The organism is Pseudomonas sp. 10S5 (genome assembly GCF_035019745.1).
Taxonomy (GTDB): Bacteria; Pseudomonadota; Gammaproteobacteria; order Pseudomonadales; family Pseudomonadaceae; genus Aquipseudomonas.
This window is the reverse complement of record NZ_JASJVL010000031.1, coordinates 1-17,375: the sequence shown is the minus strand read 5'-3', so window position 1 is coordinate 17,375 and position 17,375 is coordinate 1. Positions and strand designations below refer to the sequence as shown.

Below are 17,375 nucleotides of genomic sequence, written 5' to 3'. Positions count from 1 at the left end.
GCCGGTCTCACATGAGGTTAAACAAATGTCCTTGTCATTTTATCGACAAACTGAAAATAAACTAAAAAACCGCGAAAAACGCCTTGCCAGCTGTCGCCGCGCAGAACGATGGCCTCTATACTAGCTCCCCGTTTGTGCACCGCTCTAGTGCAATCGGCCGGAGCGTTGTACCCCTTCACTCCTCCATTCAGAGCCGTCGCAAAAATGAGCCTGTTCTCCGCTGTTGAAATGGCACCCCGTGATCCAATCCTGGGCCTCAACGAAGCATTCAATGCTGATACCCGCGCGCAGAAAGTGAACCTTGGCGTGGGCGTGTATTGCAACGAAGAGGGGCGAGTTCCACTTCTGCGTGCCGTTGCCGAAGCTGAAGCTATTCGCGTGGCTCAACACGCAGCGCGCGGATATTTGCCCATCGATGGCATCGCCGCTTACGACCTCGCGGTACAAAAACTGTTGTTCGGTGCTCAATCACCATTATTGGCTGCCGGTCGAGTGCTTACTGTTCAGGCCGTCGGCGGTACCGGGGCGTTGAAAATCGGTGCCGACTTTCTCAAGCAGCTCAAACCAGACGCCGTGGTAGCCATTAGCGACCCGAGCTGGGAAAACCACCGCGCACTGTTCGAAACCGCCGGTTTTCCAGTACAAAGCTATCGCTACTATGATGCGACCAGCCATGACATAGACCGTTCCGGGATGCTGGAAGATTTGCAGAACCTGCCGTCCGGTTCGATTGTGGTGTTGCACGCCTGCTGCCACAACCCGACCGGCGTCGATTTGGCTCCCGATGATTGGAAAAAAATCCTTGAAGTGCTTAAAGCCAAGGAACACGTACCGTTCCTGGACATGGCCTACCAAGGCTTCGGCGACGGTATCGATGAAGACGCGGCGGCGGTGCGCCTGTTCGCGGAATCGGGCCTGACGTTCTTTGCCTCCAGCTCATTCTCGAAATCATTCTCGCTGTATGGCGAACGCGTCGGTGCGCTGTCGATTGTGACCGACTCGAAAGACGAGACAGCCCGCGTGCTGTCACAGATCAAACGAGTGATCCGCACCAACTACTCCAACCCACCGACCCACGGCGCAGCGATCGTGGCGGCGGTGTTGAACAGCCCTGAGTTGCGTGCGGTGTGGGAAAGAGAATTGGGCGAAATGCGCTTGCGAATTCGCGGCATGCGCCAAGCGATGGTCGATGGTCTGGCGGCATTGACTGACCACGATTTCAGCTTCGTCGGTCGCCAACGCGGTATGTTCTCCTACTCGGGGCTGACCAGTGCCGAAGTCGGCCGCTTGCGGACCGAGTTCGGTATCTATGCGCTGGACACTGGACGGATCTGCGTGGCTGCGTTGAACCGCAACAACATCGATGCAGTTATTAAGGCGATTGTTCAGGTGATTTAAGCCGGTGGCGCGGTGTGTCTGAAACACCGCGCTGCTCAGACAGATCGGGTCGTCACCAAAATTGATTACCCTCTGCCGTTCAAACCTTCTTCCGATACGCCATCGAGTCATCTATGCGCTTAAGGATGTAATCCCCCGCCGCGACCGGTGGATACATACTGCTGGCGGCCTCCATTCCCAAATCACATGGATCGACCACGGCGCTGTAGGTCGGGTCGAAAAAAGTCGCGATGGAGTAACGCTCGTGACCGGATGTGTTGATCACCCGGTGGAGCGTCGAACTGAAGCGGTTGTTCGACCAACGCGCCAACAAATCACCGACATTGACCACCAGGCTGCCGGGAATCGGTGTGGCGTCGATCCAACTATTACTACTCAATTCACGCACCTGTAAACCGCCGCTGTTGTCCTGATACAGCAACGTGATGCAGCCGTAATCGGTGTGCGGGGCAACGCCGAATTGGTCGGTTTCGGCAACGGGCGGATGCGGTGGGTAATAAACCATTTGTGTGCGTTGCAGCGGCTTGCGGTATTTGCCACTGAAAAAATCGCTTTCAATGCCCAGCCCAGCCGCCACGGCTACCAACAGGTCAGCTCCGGCTTTGCCGATTTCCACGTAATACCCGCCCAGCGCTGCTTGCAGTTCGGGCATGAACGTCGGCCATTGATTGGGGCCGCGCAAGGCTTCACCGGCTAATACGCTCGGGTCATCTTCGGGCAACTCCAAACCGATGCTGAAAAACTCCTTGAGGTCTGGCTTGGTCGCTTCGTACATCAGCGCCCCGCCCAATGCATGCCAGCCACGGTGGCGTTTGTTGACCGCCACTTGGCGCTTGGTCTCGGCAGAGTAAGCGAAGAACTGCGCAGCCGCTGCCATAGCGCGATCGATCACTGCTTGCGGGACGCCGTGATTGACGATGTAAAAGAACCCGGTATCACAGCAAGCCTGGCGAATCGCGTCGCCGGCTCGTTGGATGCTGGCTTGATCGCCCTCGCGAACGCCGGACATGTCGATTAAAGGAAGATTAGTGCTGGAGGTCATACTTTCTCCTGTCAGATATCGCAGGCGTAATTGATAAAAGAAAGCGCGGCATCAGAAACAGCCGGTATATACAGGTACAAGCATTTACTGTGCCGCCTGTTGCTGACCCCGCCAAAAAACCCATGCCAAAAGCCAATCGTTCGCCGATCCCGCGGTGGGAACGCCTTTACCCCGTCTTAGTGTGACTTCTGTTTGCCCAGCGCTGTGCACAGCGACCTCAATAGGTGCAACTTTCAGTGACAATTGCGGAAAAACCTCAGCCGATACGTGCATTAAGCATTGGCTAAACAGCAATATGAGTGCGGTTCAAGGCAGCCTGCCGAGGCGTTGGCTTACATCTTGCTTTACCTGTATATACAGGCTTACGTAGCCGCTCCTCCTACACCGAACTTGCGCGGCTTGTTCGCCGCCGAAAAACTGTTCAGTGCGGCTGTGGTGGCAGGCAGTCTTAGCGTCGATGTCCTGAATGCGCTCGGACGTGCCGTTCGACCCTCGGATTCAAGCCGTGCGCAGTCAATCGGCGCAAATCGACAGGCTTTACTGGCGCAGGAATTGCGTCTCGCCTTGTCATTGCTGGGCAAAAGCCAAACGTGCGTCCACTTGACAGTCACGACCTACGCTTAACGCCTACTCTTCCCTTTTGCCGTGAGCTGAACCGATGAACGACCTGCAGCAAACCCTTGATCAATTGCGCGAGGCACTGGGCGAAGCGGCGGTGCTTACCGGTGCGGCCATCAATCAACGGCATTACAGCGACTGGACCGGACACGCCCCCGCTTGCCCCGCAGCCCTGTTGTTACCGACCAGTACGCAGCAGGTCGCCGATGCACTGCGCATTTGCAACGAGGCACACCAACCGGTGGTGCCTCAAGGTGGGATGACCGGTTTGGCCGGGGGCGCAGTGCCACGGGAAACGGACATCGCCCTGTCGCTGGAGCGCCTGCGTGGCATCGAGGAGATCGACTCGGCGGCGGCCACCGTCACTGTATGGGCCGGTACCAGGTTGCAGGAGATTCAGCAGGCAGCGCTTGACGCAGGATTTTTGTTTCCGCTGGATCTTGGCGCGCGCGGCTCATGCCAGATCGGCGGCAATATCGCGACCAACGCCGGGGGTAATGCGGTGATTCGCTACGGCATGACCCGGGAATTGGTGCTTGGGCTGGAGGTGGTGTTGGCCGACGGTCGGGTGCTCAACCTGCTGAACAAGATGATCAAGAACAACTGTGGTTATGACTTAAAACAGTGCTTTATCGGCAGCGAAGGCACGCTTGGGGTAATCACCCGCGCCGTCTTGAAGCTCGCGCCGTTTCCGGGTGAAACCACCACCTTGCTTTGCGCCCTGCCCGATTACGCCAGCGCGGTGAATTTGCTCCGTCGCTTGCAGCGCAGCGCCGGAACCCCGCAGGCCTATGAATTAATGTGGCAGGACTTCTATCGCCTCAGCGTGTCATGGCTGGAAAAGCCCGTGGCGCCAATTTCCCAGGAATATCCGCTGTACGTGTTGTTCGAATCCGGCGGGCCACTGGCGCTGTTGGAGCAAACACTGGAAGCCGCGTTTGAGGCCGGGGAGGTCATCGATGCCGTGTTAGCGAGCTCCCAGGCTCAAGCCCGGGCGTTGTGGAAGATCCGCGAAGCCACCGGCGAATTCCCACTGCGCATGACCCCGCTGAATTTCGACGTCAGTTTGCCCATTGGCCAGATTGGCGAATTTGCCCAAACCTGTCGTCAACGGCTGGCACAGCGCTGGCCCGGTAACCACAGCGTGTATTTCGGCCACATCGGTGACAGCAATCTGCACCTGACCGTGGACTGTAATTCGTTGCCACAACCGGCGCCCATTCTGGAGATTGAAGACCTGGTCTACACCGCTGTCGGTGAAATGGGCGGATCGGTGTCGGCTGAACATGGCATCGGCCTGCTCAAGCGCGAGTTTCTTCACCATTCGGTGAACGCCCAAGTGCGCCAGGCGATGCAGCAGCTCAAGGATTGCTACGACCCACGTGGGATTCTCAACCCGGGAAAAATACTCAGCTGAAGGTCATAGCTGGTTGTATATACGAGTATGGCACGCTAACTGCAGTCTCAATGCGCCACACCATGCTTACCGCTCAGTAAGAATCCGCGTACACCTAACAGCGTTCATCTGAAGGAGTTACCCAATGCAACTCGATTCTCTTTTCAGCAAGACATTTGGCCGCCTGTGCGCTGCCGTGGCCTTGGCCATCGTTCCCCTCGCCGCCCACGCCGACCAACTGGCTGACGTGAAAAAAGCCGGTGAATTGGTTGTCGGCACCGAACTGCAGTTCGCACCGTTTGACTTCACCGAGAACGGTAAGCAGAAAGGCATGAACTCTGAGCTGTTTGAGCAACTGGGCAAGGAGTTGGGGGTTAAGGTCAAGTTCCTCGACCTGCCATGGCCGAGCGTATTGCCTGGCCTGGAAGCCAAGAAATTCGACGTGGTTGCGGGCCCAATCATCGAGACCAAGGCGCGTAAAGAGCGTTATCACTTCGTGATGCCTATCGCCGAAGCGACCGTCGCGCTGATGATCGGCGCTAAAGACGAGACCATTAAAAAGCCTGAGGACATTGCTGGCAAAACCGTCGGTGCGGGCAAAGGATCGGCTCAGCTCGAAGAACTCAAAGCCTTCGCCGCGACCCTGCCGGAAAAAGTCACGATTCGTGAATACGTCGACAATAACCAGGCCTACGCCGACTTGGCCGCCAAACGTATCGTCGCCGTGGCCAACTCGTTGCCAAATGTATCCTACGTCGCGGCCGAGAAACCGAAACTCTACAAAGTGGTCATGCCTCCGTTTGGTAAGAAATCCTACTTCGCGTTCCTCGGTCGCAAAGATGCTGACGCTGACAGCCTGATCGCCGCACTCGACGCAGCCATGCTGAAAATGCATGACGATGGCCGCCTCGCTGCCCTGCAGAAAAAATGGCTAGGCGCTGAAATGGATGTGCCGAAAGCTGATTTCAACCCTTCCTGGTAATTCGGGCAGGGACGATGATGGATCGCTGACCCGGATGGGTCGGCGGTTAACGATGCTGGAGTGACACGATGTTCGATTGGCCGCTTCTGCTGCAAAACGCTCCACTGTTGCTGAGCAGCTTGCTGGTGACGCTCGAAGTCTCCACGGCAGCACTGGCCATCGGTTTTGTGATTGGCGTGATTGTCGGCAGCTTGCGACTCTCGCCCGTGCCCCTGCTAAGACGCTTGGGTGGCGCCTATATTTTCGTGTTCCGCGGCATTCCGCTGCTGGTGCAACTGCTGTTTATCTACTATTTCCTGCCACGTATCGGCCTGCCGAACATGTCGCCCACCGCAGCGGCAGTGATTGGCCTGTCCCTGGCGGCGGGGGCCTATATCGCGGAAATTATGCGCGGTGGTTTTCTCGCAATTCCGGCTGGGCAACTGGAAGCCGCAGGCCTGCTAGGCATGAGCTCGGCGCAAATGCTGGTGCGGATTCAAGTGCCCCAAGCGGTTCGCCTGACCCTGCCGGGCCTGGTGAATGAAATGATTCTGCTGGTCAAGGCGTCCTCGCTGGTGTCGGTGGTCGGTCTTGCTGACTTGACCCGCACCGCGCAGAACATTGCCGCCAGCGATTACATGTTTGTTCAGGATTACCTGATGCTTGCGGGCTTCTATTGCCTGATCAATATTCCGCTGGCGTTCTTTGGCGGCCTGCTAGAACGCCATCTGAAGGAGCGAACCGCATGATTTTCGATCCCCGGATTATTACTGACCACCTGAGTGAGATCGGCGACGGTTTTCTGGTCACCCTTGGTACGTGGTCAGCCGGTGTCGTGCTGGGTGTACTGCTGGGCATGCTGATCGCGATTGCTCAATTGTTTGGCAACAAGCTGATTCGTGCACCGTTGCGGGTGTTCATCGAAATGATTCGAAGTACACCGTTTCTGGTGCAGCTGTTTTTGGTGTACTACGGCGGACCGTCGTTCGGTCTCAACCTTGACCCGATCCCGGCCGGCATTCTTGGGCTGGGCATTTACGGCAGCGTGTATTTCGCCGAGATCTTCCGCAGCGGTTTTGAGTCAGTGGCGCACGGGCAACTGGAAGCTGCTGACTGCCTGGGCATCAGCAAGATGCAGTGCATCGTGCGCATTCAGATTCCGCAAATGCTGGTGATCATCCTTCCGGCGCTGGTGAATATGGTCAGCGTGCTGTGCAAGGAAACTGCGGTTCTGTCGATCATCACCATCCCCGAACTGACCATGGTCCTCACCGGCATCGGTTCAGAAACGTTCGCCTTCGTTGAGACCCTGCTGGTGCTGTGCATCGGGTACTTGGTGTTGGTGGAAATGTGCTCGCGGCTGGGTATGTTTCTTGAAGTACGGGTCGGCCGTTTCATGCACAAGCAACCGCGATGATTACCCTCTTAGATCCTACTGCCGCGCATTTATCGGCAACGAAGCAATCAGGTGAAGCGATGAAGACTCTCGAAGCACTCTCCGGCAACGTCGAACCGATGTTGAAATTGCAGGGTGTTGGCAAAAGCTTCGGCACATCGCGTGTGCTCAAAGGTATCGATTTGCAGGTGCGGCGTTCCGAGGTGGTGTGCCTGATCGGCCCTTCAGGTTCAGGCAAAAGCACCCTGCTGCGCAGCATGGCGTTTCTGGAAGAGTACGACGAGGGCGAGATTCATATTGAAGGGCAACTGCTTGGCTGGGGGCCCGATAAAGGCAAGGGTCGTAAACGCGCGGCGCAGTCTCAGATCAATCTGGCGCGGCGTAATGTCGGCATGGTGTTTCAACAGTTCAATCTATGGCCGCACATGACGGCGATGGGCAATGTTTGCGAAGCGCTGCTACGGGTGCGCAAGTTATCAGGCGATGAAGCGCGCACACGCGCCATGGCTATGCTCGACAAGGTTGGCTTGGCGCACAAAGGAGATTCTTACCCGGCGCAGCTCTCTGGCGGTCAACAACAGCGGGTGGCGATTGCCCGGGCATTGGCCATGGAACCACACATCATGCTGTTCGATGAGCCAACGTCTGCCCTCGACCCGGAACTGGTCGGTGAGGTCCTGCAAGTCATGAAGACCTTGGCCAAAGAAGGCATGACCATGGTGGTGGTGACCCATGAAATGGGCTTCGCAGCACAAGTAGCGGATAGCGTAGTGTTCCTCGATCACGGTGAAGTGGTGGCTCGAGGTACGCCACGGGAGATTTTTCATAACGCTGAACACCCGCGTTTGCAGCAGTTTTTACAGAATTACCTGGACCGCAACGCGTTCTGGCAGGACACCAAAGAGGTCGACCCAGCATGAGTATTTCCGACCGGCACCTGCTGGCTCGTGCCGGAGTACGTGAGCTGGCCAGATACAACGCGGGCCCCAGCTCGGACGCGGCGCGCTCGACCACGACGATTTTGGGTATCGAGTGTGTGCCGTCCATGGCGAATTTTCTGTTCTTCAGCACGGTGTATAACGCCGAAACCCTGAATCAATCACTGCAGCGCCAGGGCGTGATTCTCAAGCCATAGCGTGAGCCGGGGTATACCAAATATTTGCGGGTGTCCGTGGGCAACTGTGAATACAACGACCTGTTTCTCAACGCGTTGGCCAATGCCCTCGTCGAACAACAGACAAGGAGCGCCTGATGATTAAAACTGCACCGCAAGCCCTATACCGGCGCGCGAAGGATTTTGTCCAAAGCAAACTTCGCTCCGGCGAATGGGCGCCGGGGGATCTCATTCCTTCGGAAAACCGCCTGGTACAAGAGTTGGGCATGTCGCGCATGACGGTTAACCGGGCGTTGCGCGAACTTACAGAAGAAGGCCACTTGGTCCGCGTGTCTGGCGTCGGCACCTTCGTCGCCAAGAGCAAACCGCAGTCCAATTTGCTGCGCATCACCGCCATCGCTGACGAAATCATCGCACGGGGTCATCGTTATTCCTGCAAAGTACTGCACCTGGGTCGAGAAGCGGCTTCGATGGCGGTAGCAGCAGCCCTTGCCCTGCCCACCGGCACGTCAGTATTTCATTTGTTGTGCGTGCATTCTGAAGAGGGAGTGCCGGTTCAACTGGAGGACCGTTATGTTAATCCTGAGCTAGTGCCGGAATTTCTGCAGCAGTCTTTCGGGGAACAGCTACAGCCCGCCAGATACTTGTTGAACGTGATTCGCCCCGATGAAATGGAGCACATTGTCGAGGCCAGCCATCCCAGCAGCGACGAAAGCCGACACCTGCAAATCGACACCAACGAACCTTGTCTAGTGCTGATGCGTCGAACTTGGAGTGGCGCCAAAATTGTTACTTATGTGCGCCTGGTTCATCCGTCATCGCGCTACCGATTGGGCAGCCGTCTGCCAGTCAATGGCGCCCACCGTGACAGTTAGGTACCCTCAGAACTGGCAACCGGTATCTCCACGGATCGAACGTCCATGCCAATAATCCTCGTAGACTTTCTGAATCTTGATTGGATCGCTGCCGCTGCCTATGTTCGGTGCGTCCTAACCGATTCGGTTTGTTATCGCGTCTCGCCGTTCAAACATTTGAGTTAAAGCCGAACACTGCAAGCTTCATCCGAAGCGCCGCATGTTACTGGCTCTGGATTACGAGCTCTCGCAAAGAGCACTCTATCCCGAAGCTTTTCCTTCACTGCTTGACCTGACACCGACCCTTGATGGCGCTCATTGCCGCTCGCAAACCATCGGAGCCTGGCCTACCATCATCGCGGCCTGTGGTTTTACACAACGCCCGAGACTTCCGCTTATAGGAATTGACCATGATTGACCAACACCGCATGCCGTCTTACCGCCTCGACAGCACCAAGTATTCTCACAAAGGGGTCGGACAATGAGTCTCGACGGGATCGTTTTACCAAAGGGCGTTGGGCCAGATGCCGAGAAGCTGCTAGACGCTATTACTCAAGCAAACACGGTTGAAGACTTGAACCATGCAGGCGGCAGAGCCGAAGGTTTTGTGTTTGGCCTGGAAAGTGGCAAAGCGATCAAGAGTCAAATCGCAGAGCGTCTGTATGTGGCTTACGATGATGCGTGCAGCCAGCGACTGATTGAGTTGTCTGCTTAACGGCTGCCGTCGCTTTAAAAATTAACAGACACACAAAAAAAGGCGCTGCATGACAGGGCCTTTTTAATGACGCTATTTTAAGTATCGGCAATTAAAACCTCTAACTTATGCGGCGATTAACCATTCGAGCAACCGGTGCCCATCATCAGGTATTCAACAACGTGTTGTTTGCCAGCAGAATCCAGGTAGTTCATTCGAACCGGTGCAGCTTCACAGCCTGAAGACACTTCACTGACAGAAATAACTTTGGCGACGTCGAGGTTCATTGAATAAGTGTACTTCTCTACGGCGGGTTGTTGCTGCGCGGTTACGTCAGCTTTCTCATCGGCCATACTTACTGCAGAAGCACACATCAATAACAACAACAGTGACGCTTTCATCTTTGTAGTCCTTTTTAGTTCAGGAATTGCAAACAGCCGGGTTCATCACAAGGTTCTTGCACGCTTGGGTGGTTCACCTGTTTGCTTGGGTTTTGCTAGTTGGCGAGGAGAATAATAGGACGCCAGCCTGAATATACATAGCCTCGTTCTAGACAAAGACTATCTGCTTTTCTAATAACAATGCGGGTTAAGGACATATCTGGAACTGCGGAGGCATGAGGGCGGGGATCGTTAAACAAGATGCTGGGATAGGCTGATACGGTTTTTTTAGTCATGTGACTGAGGGTTTGTCGGGTGGCTTGCATGATGAGAGTTTCTTGTATACATTATGACTATAATTTAATGAAATACCCTGCTACCGAGGTAGGCCATGAAGAGAAAAAGCTTTGAATCCATGCACTGTCCGATTGCTCGCAGCCTTGAGCACGTCGGTGAGTGGTGGAACATTCTGATTCTGCGTGATGCTTATTACGGCCTCAGCCGCTTCGACGAATTCCAGAAAAGTCTCGGCATCACGCCGACTACGTTGAGCCGCCGCCTCGATGATCTGGTGGAAGGCGGACTGTTCGAACGACGCCTCTACAGCGAAAAACCTCCGCGTTATGACTATGTGCTGACTCCCCGCGGACGTGACTTCCGCCCGGTGCTGCTGACGCTGATGGAATGGGGCAATAACCACTTTTCACCAGAAGGCAAAAGCATTTTCTTGGCCGACGAATCCAGTGGCGAGCCGGTGAACCTGGCACTGATTGATGCCAACACCGGCAAAAAAATAAATCGTGAAGAACACGCCGTTCGGGCCGGCGAAGCCGCCAGCGAAAAAGTCTACCAGCGCCTGGAAAACGGACGCATTCGTCGCTTGGCACAACGCCAGCCACCCTCTACTCCTGCATCCAACGGATGACCTTGTAATGAATAGTTCAACTGACGTGAGTGCGATCGACTCAGCGGTCGTCCCGACGAAAAAACGCCTGACACTCAAACGGGTACTGCTGTGGGTGGTATTGGCGGCAGTGCTGATAGGGCTGGTGGTTTTTGGTGTGCGCTGGTGGACCGTCGGGCGCTTTATCCAGTCCACCGATGATGCTTATATCGGTGGCGATGTCACCGTGATTGGACCGAAGGTCTCGGGTTACATCATTGATTTGAAGGTCACTGACAACCAACAGGTGCATGCCGGTGACTTGCTGGTGAAGATTGATGACCGAGATTACGTCGCGGCATTACACAAAACTGAAGGCGCAGTGGCTGCGCAAGAGGCGCTGCTGGCCAACCTGGACGCGACCGAACAACTGCAATACGCGGTGATTGGTCAGGCCAAAGCCAGTATTGATGCGACCAATGCCGAAACCGTTCGCTCTCGCGATGACCAGGCGCGCTATCAAAAGCTGGTGGGGCAGCAGGCGGTGTCGGTTGAAAGCGCTCAACGTGCCGACGCGACGTTCAAAACCGCCCAGGCCAATGGCGCCAAGGCCCAGGCCTCGATGCTGGCAACGCAACGGCAAATCGCCGTGATTTCTACCCAGAAACAACAAGCCCGAGCCGCACTGATGCAGGCCAAGGCCGAGCGCGACATGGCGCAGTTGAACGTGGGCTACACCGAATTACGCTCTCCGGTCGACGGCATGATCGGTAACCGCCGGGCTCGGGTGGGCGCCTTTGCCGCCGCCGGTTCGCAGTTGCTGTCCGTGGTCCCCGCCAACGGCTTGTGGGTCGACGCGAATTTCAAGGAAGACCAACTGGCGCACATGGTGCCAGGGCAAGTGGTGACGATTCATGCGGACGTGCTTCCCGGCCACGAGTTCCAAGGCCATTTAGACAGCCTGGCGCCTGCAACCGGCTCGCAATTCAGCGTTTTACCCCCGGAAAACGCCACCGGTAATTTCACCAAGATCGTGCAACGGGTGCCGGTCCGCGTGCGTCTTGATGAAGCCGACGGTGTATTGGGTCATCTGCGCCCAGGCTTGTCAGTAACGGCTGAGGTCGATACACGCGAAGATTCCAACCACCCTACCCATCTAGTGACACCGAATCAGGCCAGTGCGCCATGAGTGCCACGACCGCAGCACCGGCCAAACCCTTTGACGCAGCGTCTATGGCCACCACGACCAAGGTGTTCGCCTTCGCCAGCATGTGCATTGGTATGTTCATAGCGCTGTTGGATATTCAAATTGTGTCGGCCTCGCTTCGGGATATCGGCGGCGGTTTGTCTGCCGGCACGGACGAAACGGCGTGGGTGCAGACCAGCTATTTGATCGCCGAGATCGTGGTTATCCCGTTGTCGGGTTGGCTGTCACGAGTGTTCTCCACCCGCTGGCTGTTTTGCGCTTCAGCCGTGGGTTTCACCTTGGCCAGTCTGTTGTGCGGTGCGGCCTGGAACATTCAAAGCATGATTGCTTTTCGTGCGCTGCAAGGCTTCCTCGGTGGATCAATGATCCCCTTGGTTTTCACCTCCGCCTTCATGTTCTTTACCGGTAAACAAAAGGTTATTGCAGCTTCCACCATCGGTGCAATCGCTTCGCTGGCGCCGACACTTGGCCCAGTCATTGGCGGTTGGATCACCGATATTTCGTCGTGGCACTGGCTGTTCTACATCAACCTGATACCGGGTATTTTCGTCGCCGTTGCAGTGCCGATGCTGGTGCGGATCGACGAGCCGGATTTCTCGCTGCTTAAAGGCGCGGATTACCTAAGCATGGTGTTTATGGCGCTATTTCTCGGCTGCCTTGAATACACCCTGGAAGAAGGCCCACGCTGGAATTGGTTCAGTGACAGCACCATCCTCACCACCGCGTGGATCTCCGGGGTCTCAGCGCTAGTGTTCATAAGCCGCACGCTGATGGTGAGCAATCCCATTGTTGACCTGCGGGCCCTTAAAGAGCGCAATTTTGCCCTGGGTTGCTTCTTTTCCTTTGTGACCGGCATCGGTCTGTTTGCAACGATTTACCTGACCCCACTGTTTCTCGGGCGTGTACGCGGTTACAGCGCGCTGGACATTGGTCTGGCCGTGTTTTCCACCGGTGTATTTCAGATCATGGCGATTCCGCTTTATGGGTTTCTGGCCAATCGCGTCGATTTACGCTGGATCATGATGTTCGGCCTGGGGCTGTTTGCCCTCTCGATGTGGGACTTCTCGCCGATCACCCACGATTGGGGTGGTCGCCAGTTGATCCTGCCGCAAGCGTTGCGTGGTATGGCCCAGCAACTGGCAGTGCCACCTGCGGTAACACTGACCCTTGGCGGCCTGGCAATGTCACGTCTAAAGCAAGCGTCGGGGCTGTTCAACCTCATGCGTAACCTGGGCGGCGCGATCGGCATCGCTGCCTGCGCAACGATTCTGAATGACCGCACCAACCTGCACTTCACGCATTTGGCCGAACACCTGAACACCAGCAACGAAGCCATGAACCAATGGCTGGCGCAGGTAGGCGGCAACCTTGCCACCCTCGGTCAGACCGGCAGCGACGGCGCGACGGCGGCCTTGCATCAGCTGTGGCTATTGACCTACCGCGAAGCGCAGACACAGACCTATTCCGACGCATTTCTGGCGATCATGGTGTGTTTCATCATCGCCGCCGCCATGGTGCCGCTAATGCATAAAGTGGTGCCGCCAGCCGCGCCGTCACCTGACGCCCATTGAGCCAACCATGAACCTGCACTCCCCTATTTGCTCTTCGAGGACCGGACAATGAATGCTTTGGCGTTTCGCTTTGCGGGCTGCCGGTTGTTTACGTTGACCGCACTGTTTGTTGCGCTGGCAGGCTGTGCTGTTGGCCCGGACTATGAAAGACCGGCGAACGAGCTGACCGCTGAATTCAACAACGCATCACTGTTGCAACAACGGGCCGGGGAAACCCCAGCCCCGTCGCTGGACACCTGGTGGACTGGTTTCAATGACCCCGAGCTGACCCTGATTATTCACCGGGTATTGGCTCAGAATCTGGACCTTGCGGTGTCCATGGCCAGGGTCGATCAAGCCCGCGCCGTTGCGCATGAATCCGGCGCCAATCGCTTGCCACAAGGCAGTTTTGACGCCCAAGCGGTACGTCAGCATCAATCTACAAACAGCGCGCTGGGCAAAATCGGCAGCGTATTCCCCGACTATGATCGCGACCAGACCCTCGAAACCATTGGCGCCGGGGCCAGCTGGGAAACCGACCTTGCGGGCGGTCTTCAACGCGGCGAAGAAGCGGCCATTGCGCAAGCGCAGGCGGCCACTGCGAGCCATGCCGGGGTGCGTATTTCAGTCGCCGCCGAAGCCGCCGATGCGTATTTTCGGGTGCGTGGTGCTCAACAACGCATCGAACTGGCTCAAGACCAGATAAACACTGAAAACAACCTTTTGACATTGGTGCAGGCGCGCATGGCCAGTGGCCTGGCGACCAACCGCGAGCAAGCTCAAGCCCAGGCATTGGTGTTACAAGCCCGCGCTACGGTGCCGCCATTGCGCACCGAACTGGCGTTGCAGCTCAATCGTCTGGACGTGTTGATGGGGACACAGCCGGGGACCTACGCCCAAGAGTTGGTCGCCAGTTCGCAGGTATTTAGCGTGCCGACCATCAGCGACACCAGCAGCCCTGCAAGCCTGTTGCGCAGACGTCCCGACGTGATTGCCGCCGAGCGCCATCTGGCCGCATCCAACGCGCGCATCGGCGAAGCGGTGTCCGAGTATTACCCGAAAGTTTCGCTGGCCGGCTTGCTCGGGTTCGAAAGCTTGAAGAGTGGTGATCTGATCTCCGCCGCTTCGTTTCAACCGCAAGCCGTGATTGGTCTGCATTGGCGTTTGTTCGATTTCGGCCGGGTCGATGCTGAAGTTGCGCAAGCCAAAGGCGCCAATGCCGAAGCGCTGGCTCAATACCGGCAATCTATGTTGCGCGCCACCGAGGACGTCGAGAACGCCATTGTGACGTTGATCGAGTTGGAGCAACAACGTGTCGAAGTTGATCAGGAAGTCGCCGCGCACAAAGTCGCCCGGGGCGCCGCGCAGGATGCCTACAAAGGCGGCGTCATTAGCCTGGTTGAAGTGCTGGACGAAGACCGGTTGCTGCTTACCGCCCGCGATCAACTGGCGCAGCTGCGCGCTAATGATGCACGAGCAGCGGTGGCAACCTTCCGGGCGCTGGGCGGTGGTTGGTCGCGGGAGACGCTGTCTGCCAAGAACTGAATGGGCTTAAGGCTTTGGTGACAGATTTGCCATGCCCTGTAGCAGTTCAATGGGCATCGGAAAGACGATGGTGGAGGTCCGGTCGTTAGCTATAGAGCCCAGCGTCTGCATGTAGCGCAACTGCATGGCGCCGGGTTCCCGTCCGAGCATCTCAGCAGCTTCAGCCAGCTTTTGCGACGCCTGCAATTCCCCTTCGGCGTGGATCACTTTGGCCCGACGTTCACGCTCGGCTTCGGCTTGCCGAGCGATGGCGCGAATCATTGATTCGTTGAGGTCGACGTGTTTGATCTCGACGTTCGCCACCTTGATGCCCCACGAGTCGGTTTGGGCATCAAGCACCTTTTGAATGTCTATGTTGAGCCTTTCACGCTCAGCAAGCAGCTCATCCAACTCATGTTTGCCCAGTACTGCCCGCAATGTGGTTTGGGCCAGTTGGCTCGTGGCCATCAAAAAATCTTCAACCTGGATGATCGCCCGCTGAGGGTCGAGCACCCGGAAATACAGCACCGCGTTTACCTTCACCGAAACGTTGTCGCGGGTAATCACGTCTTGCGGCGGTATGTCCAGAACAATGGTACGCAGGTCGACCCGGACCATTTGTTGAACTACCGGTATCAACAAAATCAGGCCGGGACCCTTCACTTGCCAGAACCGCCCGAGCTGGAATACTACCCCCCGCTCATACTCCCTTAAGATGCGAAACGTCGACATTGCCACCAATATTAGTAGCAGCAGCAATGTGCCAAGGCCCAATTGCACAAACATGATCAGTCTCCTCGTTGAGGTGTTTCGGGCGCCGGCATGACCTCTAAGATCACTCCGCGACGCGCCACGACCCGGACCCGTTGCCCGGTTCTGAGCGGTGCTGAACTCAACACCTGCCAGTGTTCCCCTTGCAGTTGCACCCAGCCACCCAGTGGGTTATCGGTTTGCAATGCGATAATTGTCACGCTGCTACCTACCAACCCCGCGTCGCCGCTTACGACTTGGCGTTGCCGCGTTTTCAACATCGCGCCTACTAAGCCAACCAGGCACACCGCACTGATTACCGACACACTGAGGATCAGCGGCAAGCCAATCGTGAATCCAGGGGCGTCAGTGCTCATTAACAGCATGGCACCGGCCATAAACGAGGCTACACCACCGAAGCCAATGGCTCCGAAACTCGGCAAAAATGCCTCGGCCACCATTAGCGTCACACCGAGCATAATCAAACTTACCCCGGCATAGTTGACCGGGAGCAGTTGCAGCGCATACAGCGCTAACAACAAGCAGATACTTCCGATCACGCCGCCCGCCACCGAGCCGGGATTAAAAAACTCGACCAATAAGCAGAAGACCCCAACGACGATTAGGATCAGCGTGACGTTGGGGTTGGTGATAAGTGTTAAAAGACTAATACGCCAGTCGGGATCGTCGCGGACGATCAGGGCGTTCGCCGTGTGCAACTGGACCTCGTGACCGTTTATAGTCATGCGTTTATTGTCGAGTTGTCCGAGCAGGTCGTTCAGGTCCTTTGCCCGATACTCAATGACTTTTGAATTCAGCGCCTCGGAATCGGTGAGGCTAGCAGCGTCACGGACCGCCCGTTCTGCCCAGTCTGCGTTGCGACCACGCAGCTGCGCTAAGCCGCGCATGAAAGCGGCGGCGTCGCTGACCTGCTTACGGGCCACGGTGTCGATGGCGGCGCCCGCAGTCGTGGGTTGAGTACCCAGTTGAACCGGGGTTGCGGCGCCAAGATGAGTGCCTGGCGCCATGGCCGCAATATGACTGGCGTACAGAATATACGTACCCGCGCTCGCTGCCCGGGCACCACTGGGCGAGATATAGCTGACCACTGGAATGGGGCTGCCGAGAATCGCTTGGACGATCACCCGCATTGAGCTTTCAAGCCCGCCCGGTGTATCTATAATGAGAACCACCAGTTGAGCGCGCTCATCCACCGAGCGAGTCAGGCCATCGACCACATACTCAACGCTGGCGGGGCCGATGGCATCGTTCAGGGTTAACACCCTTACAGAATCGTTTGCCGCGATAGCGCCCACTGGCAACCAAAGTAGCATTATCAAAACTAGAAATCTGCGCCATCTGCAACCGTTCAAAAGATCCTCCCAAACACATCTCATAGACAGCTGCCAGACATTTTAGCTGACGCCAGCTATCTACGAAGCCTGTCAGGCCTTGCACGGTTTTTAATTTGCCCGTCAGAAGCCCGTGGCATATCAGAGTTTATAGACTCCCCGTTTATTTCTGCGCACAAACAAAACCCCTGAACGCGTAAGCGATCAGGGGTTCTGGAATTTAATCTTGACGATGACCTACTCTCACATGGGGAAA

General features: G+C 56.5%; 18 protein-coding genes. 14 read left to right on the top strand and 4 right to left on the bottom strand.

Annotation, left to right across the window (positions count from 1 at the left end; all coding sequences use genetic code 11):
* Positions 1-204 precede the first annotated feature (204 nt).
* Complete coding sequence (locus QN378_RS22740) at positions 205-1,398, top strand: amino acid aminotransferase (RefSeq protein WP_323550889.1); 1,194 nt, start codon at positions 205-207, stop codon at positions 1,396-1,398.
* Positions 1,399-1,477: 79 nt separating this feature from the next.
* Here QN378_RS22740 and QN378_RS22735 read toward each other — a convergent pair whose 3' ends face one another.
* Positions 1,478-2,440 carry an isopenicillin N synthase family dioxygenase gene (locus QN378_RS22735; RefSeq protein WP_323550890.1) on the bottom strand — a complete coding sequence of 321 codons (963 nt, stop codon included), beginning with the start codon at positions 2,438-2,440 and terminating at the stop codon, positions 1,478-1,480.
* Positions 2,441-2,719: 279 nt separating this feature from the next.
* Here QN378_RS22735 and QN378_RS22730 point away from each other — a divergent pair, with 279 nt between their 5' ends.
* The 9 genes from QN378_RS22730 to QN378_RS22690 all read left to right on the top strand — a co-directional run bounded on the left by QN378_RS22730 (position 2,720) and on the right by QN378_RS22690 (position 9,494).
* Entirely contained in the window at positions 2,720-3,064 is a 345-nt protein-coding gene (locus QN378_RS22730; RefSeq protein ID WP_323550891.1) for a hypothetical protein, read from the top strand.
* Between the two features lie 34 nt (positions 3,065-3,098).
* The gene (locus QN378_RS22725) at positions 3,099-4,475 is read left to right on the top strand and encodes an FAD-binding oxidoreductase (protein WP_322202899.1); all 1,377 of its coding nucleotides are present in this window, start codon (positions 3,099-3,101) and stop codon (positions 4,473-4,475) included.
* Between the two features lie 124 nt (positions 4,476-4,599).
* Positions 4,600-5,436: a transporter substrate-binding domain-containing protein gene (locus tag QN378_RS22720; RefSeq protein WP_322202897.1), complete on the top strand. Its 837-nt coding sequence runs from the start codon at positions 4,600-4,602 to the stop codon at positions 5,434-5,436.
* A 68-nt stretch (positions 5,437-5,504) separates the two neighbouring features.
* Positions 5,505-6,164, top strand: coding sequence for an amino acid ABC transporter permease (locus QN378_RS22715; protein ID WP_322202895.1), 660 nt, complete (start codon positions 5,505-5,507; stop codon positions 6,162-6,164).
* Positions 6,161-6,832, top strand: a complete 672-nt coding sequence (locus QN378_RS22710) for an amino acid ABC transporter permease (RefSeq protein WP_322202893.1) — start codon at positions 6,161-6,163, stop codon at positions 6,830-6,832. The genes QN378_RS22715 and QN378_RS22710 overlap by 4 nt, the downstream gene beginning before the upstream one ends.
* Positions 6,833-6,891: 59 nt before the next feature.
* Positions 6,892-7,731 (top strand): amino acid ABC transporter ATP-binding protein, encoded by an 840-nt coding sequence (locus QN378_RS22705; RefSeq protein ID WP_323550892.1) that lies wholly within the window; start codon positions 6,892-6,894, stop codon positions 7,729-7,731.
* Entirely contained in the window at positions 7,728-7,946 is a 219-nt protein-coding gene (locus tag QN378_RS22700) for a hypothetical protein (RefSeq protein ID WP_323550893.1), read from the top strand. Before QN378_RS22705 ends, QN378_RS22700 begins: the two co-directional genes overlap by 4 nt.
* Before the next feature lie 116 nt (positions 7,947-8,062).
* On the top strand, positions 8,063-8,800 hold the full coding sequence (hutC, locus tag QN378_RS22695) for a histidine utilization repressor (protein ID WP_323550894.1): 738 nt from the start codon (positions 8,063-8,065) through the stop codon (positions 8,798-8,800).
* A 460-nt stretch (positions 8,801-9,260) separates the two neighbouring features.
* The gene (locus QN378_RS22690; protein ID WP_323550895.1) at positions 9,261-9,494 is read left to right on the top strand and encodes a hypothetical protein; all 234 of its coding nucleotides are present in this window, start codon (positions 9,261-9,263) and stop codon (positions 9,492-9,494) included.
* A 116-nt stretch (positions 9,495-9,610) separates the two neighbouring features.
* On the opposite strand, the gene QN378_RS22685 is transcribed toward QN378_RS22690, so the two are convergent.
* Positions 9,611-9,874: a DUF2790 domain-containing protein gene (locus QN378_RS22685; RefSeq protein WP_322202883.1), complete on the bottom strand. Its 264-nt coding sequence runs from the start codon at positions 9,872-9,874 to the stop codon at positions 9,611-9,613.
* Between the two features lie 370 nt (positions 9,875-10,244).
* Here QN378_RS22685 and QN378_RS22680 point away from each other — a divergent pair, with 370 nt between their 5' ends.
* Genes QN378_RS22680 through QN378_RS22665 form a run of 4 tightly spaced genes read left to right on the top strand, consistent with a single transcriptional unit; the run spans position 10,245 to position 15,038 of the window.
* Positions 10,245-10,778 (top strand): helix-turn-helix domain-containing protein, encoded by a 534-nt coding sequence (locus QN378_RS22680; protein ID WP_322202881.1) that lies wholly within the window; start codon positions 10,245-10,247, stop codon positions 10,776-10,778.
* A 7-nt stretch (positions 10,779-10,785) separates the two neighbouring features.
* The gene (locus QN378_RS22675; RefSeq protein ID WP_322202879.1) at positions 10,786-11,925 is read left to right on the top strand and encodes an HlyD family secretion protein; all 1,140 of its coding nucleotides are present in this window, start codon (positions 10,786-10,788) and stop codon (positions 11,923-11,925) included.
* Positions 11,922-13,514, top strand: coding sequence for a DHA2 family efflux MFS transporter permease subunit (locus QN378_RS22670; RefSeq protein WP_322202877.1), 1,593 nt, complete (start codon positions 11,922-11,924; stop codon positions 13,512-13,514). The genes QN378_RS22675 and QN378_RS22670 overlap by 4 nt, the downstream gene beginning before the upstream one ends.
* A gap of 48 nt (positions 13,515-13,562) precedes the next feature.
* Positions 13,563-15,038: an efflux transporter outer membrane subunit gene (locus QN378_RS22665; RefSeq protein WP_323550896.1), complete on the top strand. Its 1,476-nt coding sequence runs from the start codon at positions 13,563-13,565 to the stop codon at positions 15,036-15,038.
* A gap of 6 nt (positions 15,039-15,044) precedes the next feature.
* On the opposite strand, the gene QN378_RS22660 is transcribed toward QN378_RS22665, so the two are convergent.
* Positions 15,045-15,803, bottom strand: coding sequence for a slipin family protein (locus tag QN378_RS22660; protein ID WP_407074114.1), 759 nt, complete (start codon positions 15,801-15,803; stop codon positions 15,045-15,047).
* Positions 15,804-15,805: 2 nt separating this feature from the next.
* Positions 15,806-17,101 carry a nodulation protein NfeD gene (locus QN378_RS22655; protein WP_323550897.1) on the bottom strand — a complete coding sequence of 432 codons (1,296 nt, stop codon included), beginning with the start codon at positions 17,099-17,101 and terminating at the stop codon, positions 15,806-15,808.
* Between the last annotated feature and the right edge of the window lie 274 nt (positions 17,102-17,375).

Bases quoted from the DNA above. Each gene is read 5' to 3' on its own strand.
- QN378_RS22690 (WP_323550895.1), top strand. From the start codon at position 9,261: ATGAGTCTCGACGGGATCGTTTTACCAAAGGGCGTTGGGCCAGATGCC.
- QN378_RS22680 (WP_322202881.1), top strand. From the start codon at position 10,245: ATGAAGAGAAAAAGCTTTGAATCCATGCACTGTCCGATTGCTCGCAGC.
- hutC (WP_323550894.1), top strand. From the start codon at position 8,063: ATGATTAAAACTGCACCGCAAGCCCTATACCGGCGCGCGAAGGATTTT.
- QN378_RS22710 (WP_322202893.1), top strand. From the start codon at position 6,161: ATGATTTTCGATCCCCGGATTATTACTGACCACCTGAGTGAGATCGGC.
- QN378_RS22705 (WP_323550892.1), top strand. From the start codon at position 6,892: ATGAAGACTCTCGAAGCACTCTCCGGCAACGTCGAACCGATGTTGAAA.
- QN378_RS22725 (WP_322202899.1), top strand. From the start codon at position 3,099: ATGAACGACCTGCAGCAAACCCTTGATCAATTGCGCGAGGCACTGGGC.
- QN378_RS22655 (WP_323550897.1), bottom strand. From the start codon at position 17,101: ATGCTACTTTGGTTGCCAGTGGGCGCTATCGCGGCAAACGATTCTGTA.
- QN378_RS22660 (WP_407074114.1), bottom strand. From the start codon at position 15,803: ATGTTTGTGCAATTGGGCCTTGGCACATTGCTGCTGCTACTAATATTG.
- QN378_RS22735 (WP_323550890.1), bottom strand. From the start codon at position 2,440: ATGACCTCCAGCACTAATCTTCCTTTAATCGACATGTCCGGCGTTCGC.
- QN378_RS22675 (WP_322202879.1), top strand. From the start codon at position 10,786: ATGAATAGTTCAACTGACGTGAGTGCGATCGACTCAGCGGTCGTCCCG.
- QN378_RS22700 (WP_323550893.1), top strand. From the start codon at position 7,728: ATGAGTATTTCCGACCGGCACCTGCTGGCTCGTGCCGGAGTACGTGAG.
- QN378_RS22740 (WP_323550889.1), top strand. From the start codon at position 205: ATGAGCCTGTTCTCCGCTGTTGAAATGGCACCCCGTGATCCAATCCTG.
- QN378_RS22665 (WP_323550896.1), top strand. From the start codon at position 13,563: ATGAATGCTTTGGCGTTTCGCTTTGCGGGCTGCCGGTTGTTTACGTTG.
- QN378_RS22720 (WP_322202897.1), top strand. From the start codon at position 4,600: ATGCAACTCGATTCTCTTTTCAGCAAGACATTTGGCCGCCTGTGCGCT.
- QN378_RS22715 (WP_322202895.1), top strand. From the start codon at position 5,505: ATGTTCGATTGGCCGCTTCTGCTGCAAAACGCTCCACTGTTGCTGAGC.
- QN378_RS22670 (WP_322202877.1), top strand. From the start codon at position 11,922: ATGAGTGCCACGACCGCAGCACCGGCCAAACCCTTTGACGCAGCGTCT.
- QN378_RS22685 (WP_322202883.1), bottom strand. From the start codon at position 9,874: ATGAAAGCGTCACTGTTGTTGTTATTGATGTGTGCTTCTGCAGTAAGT.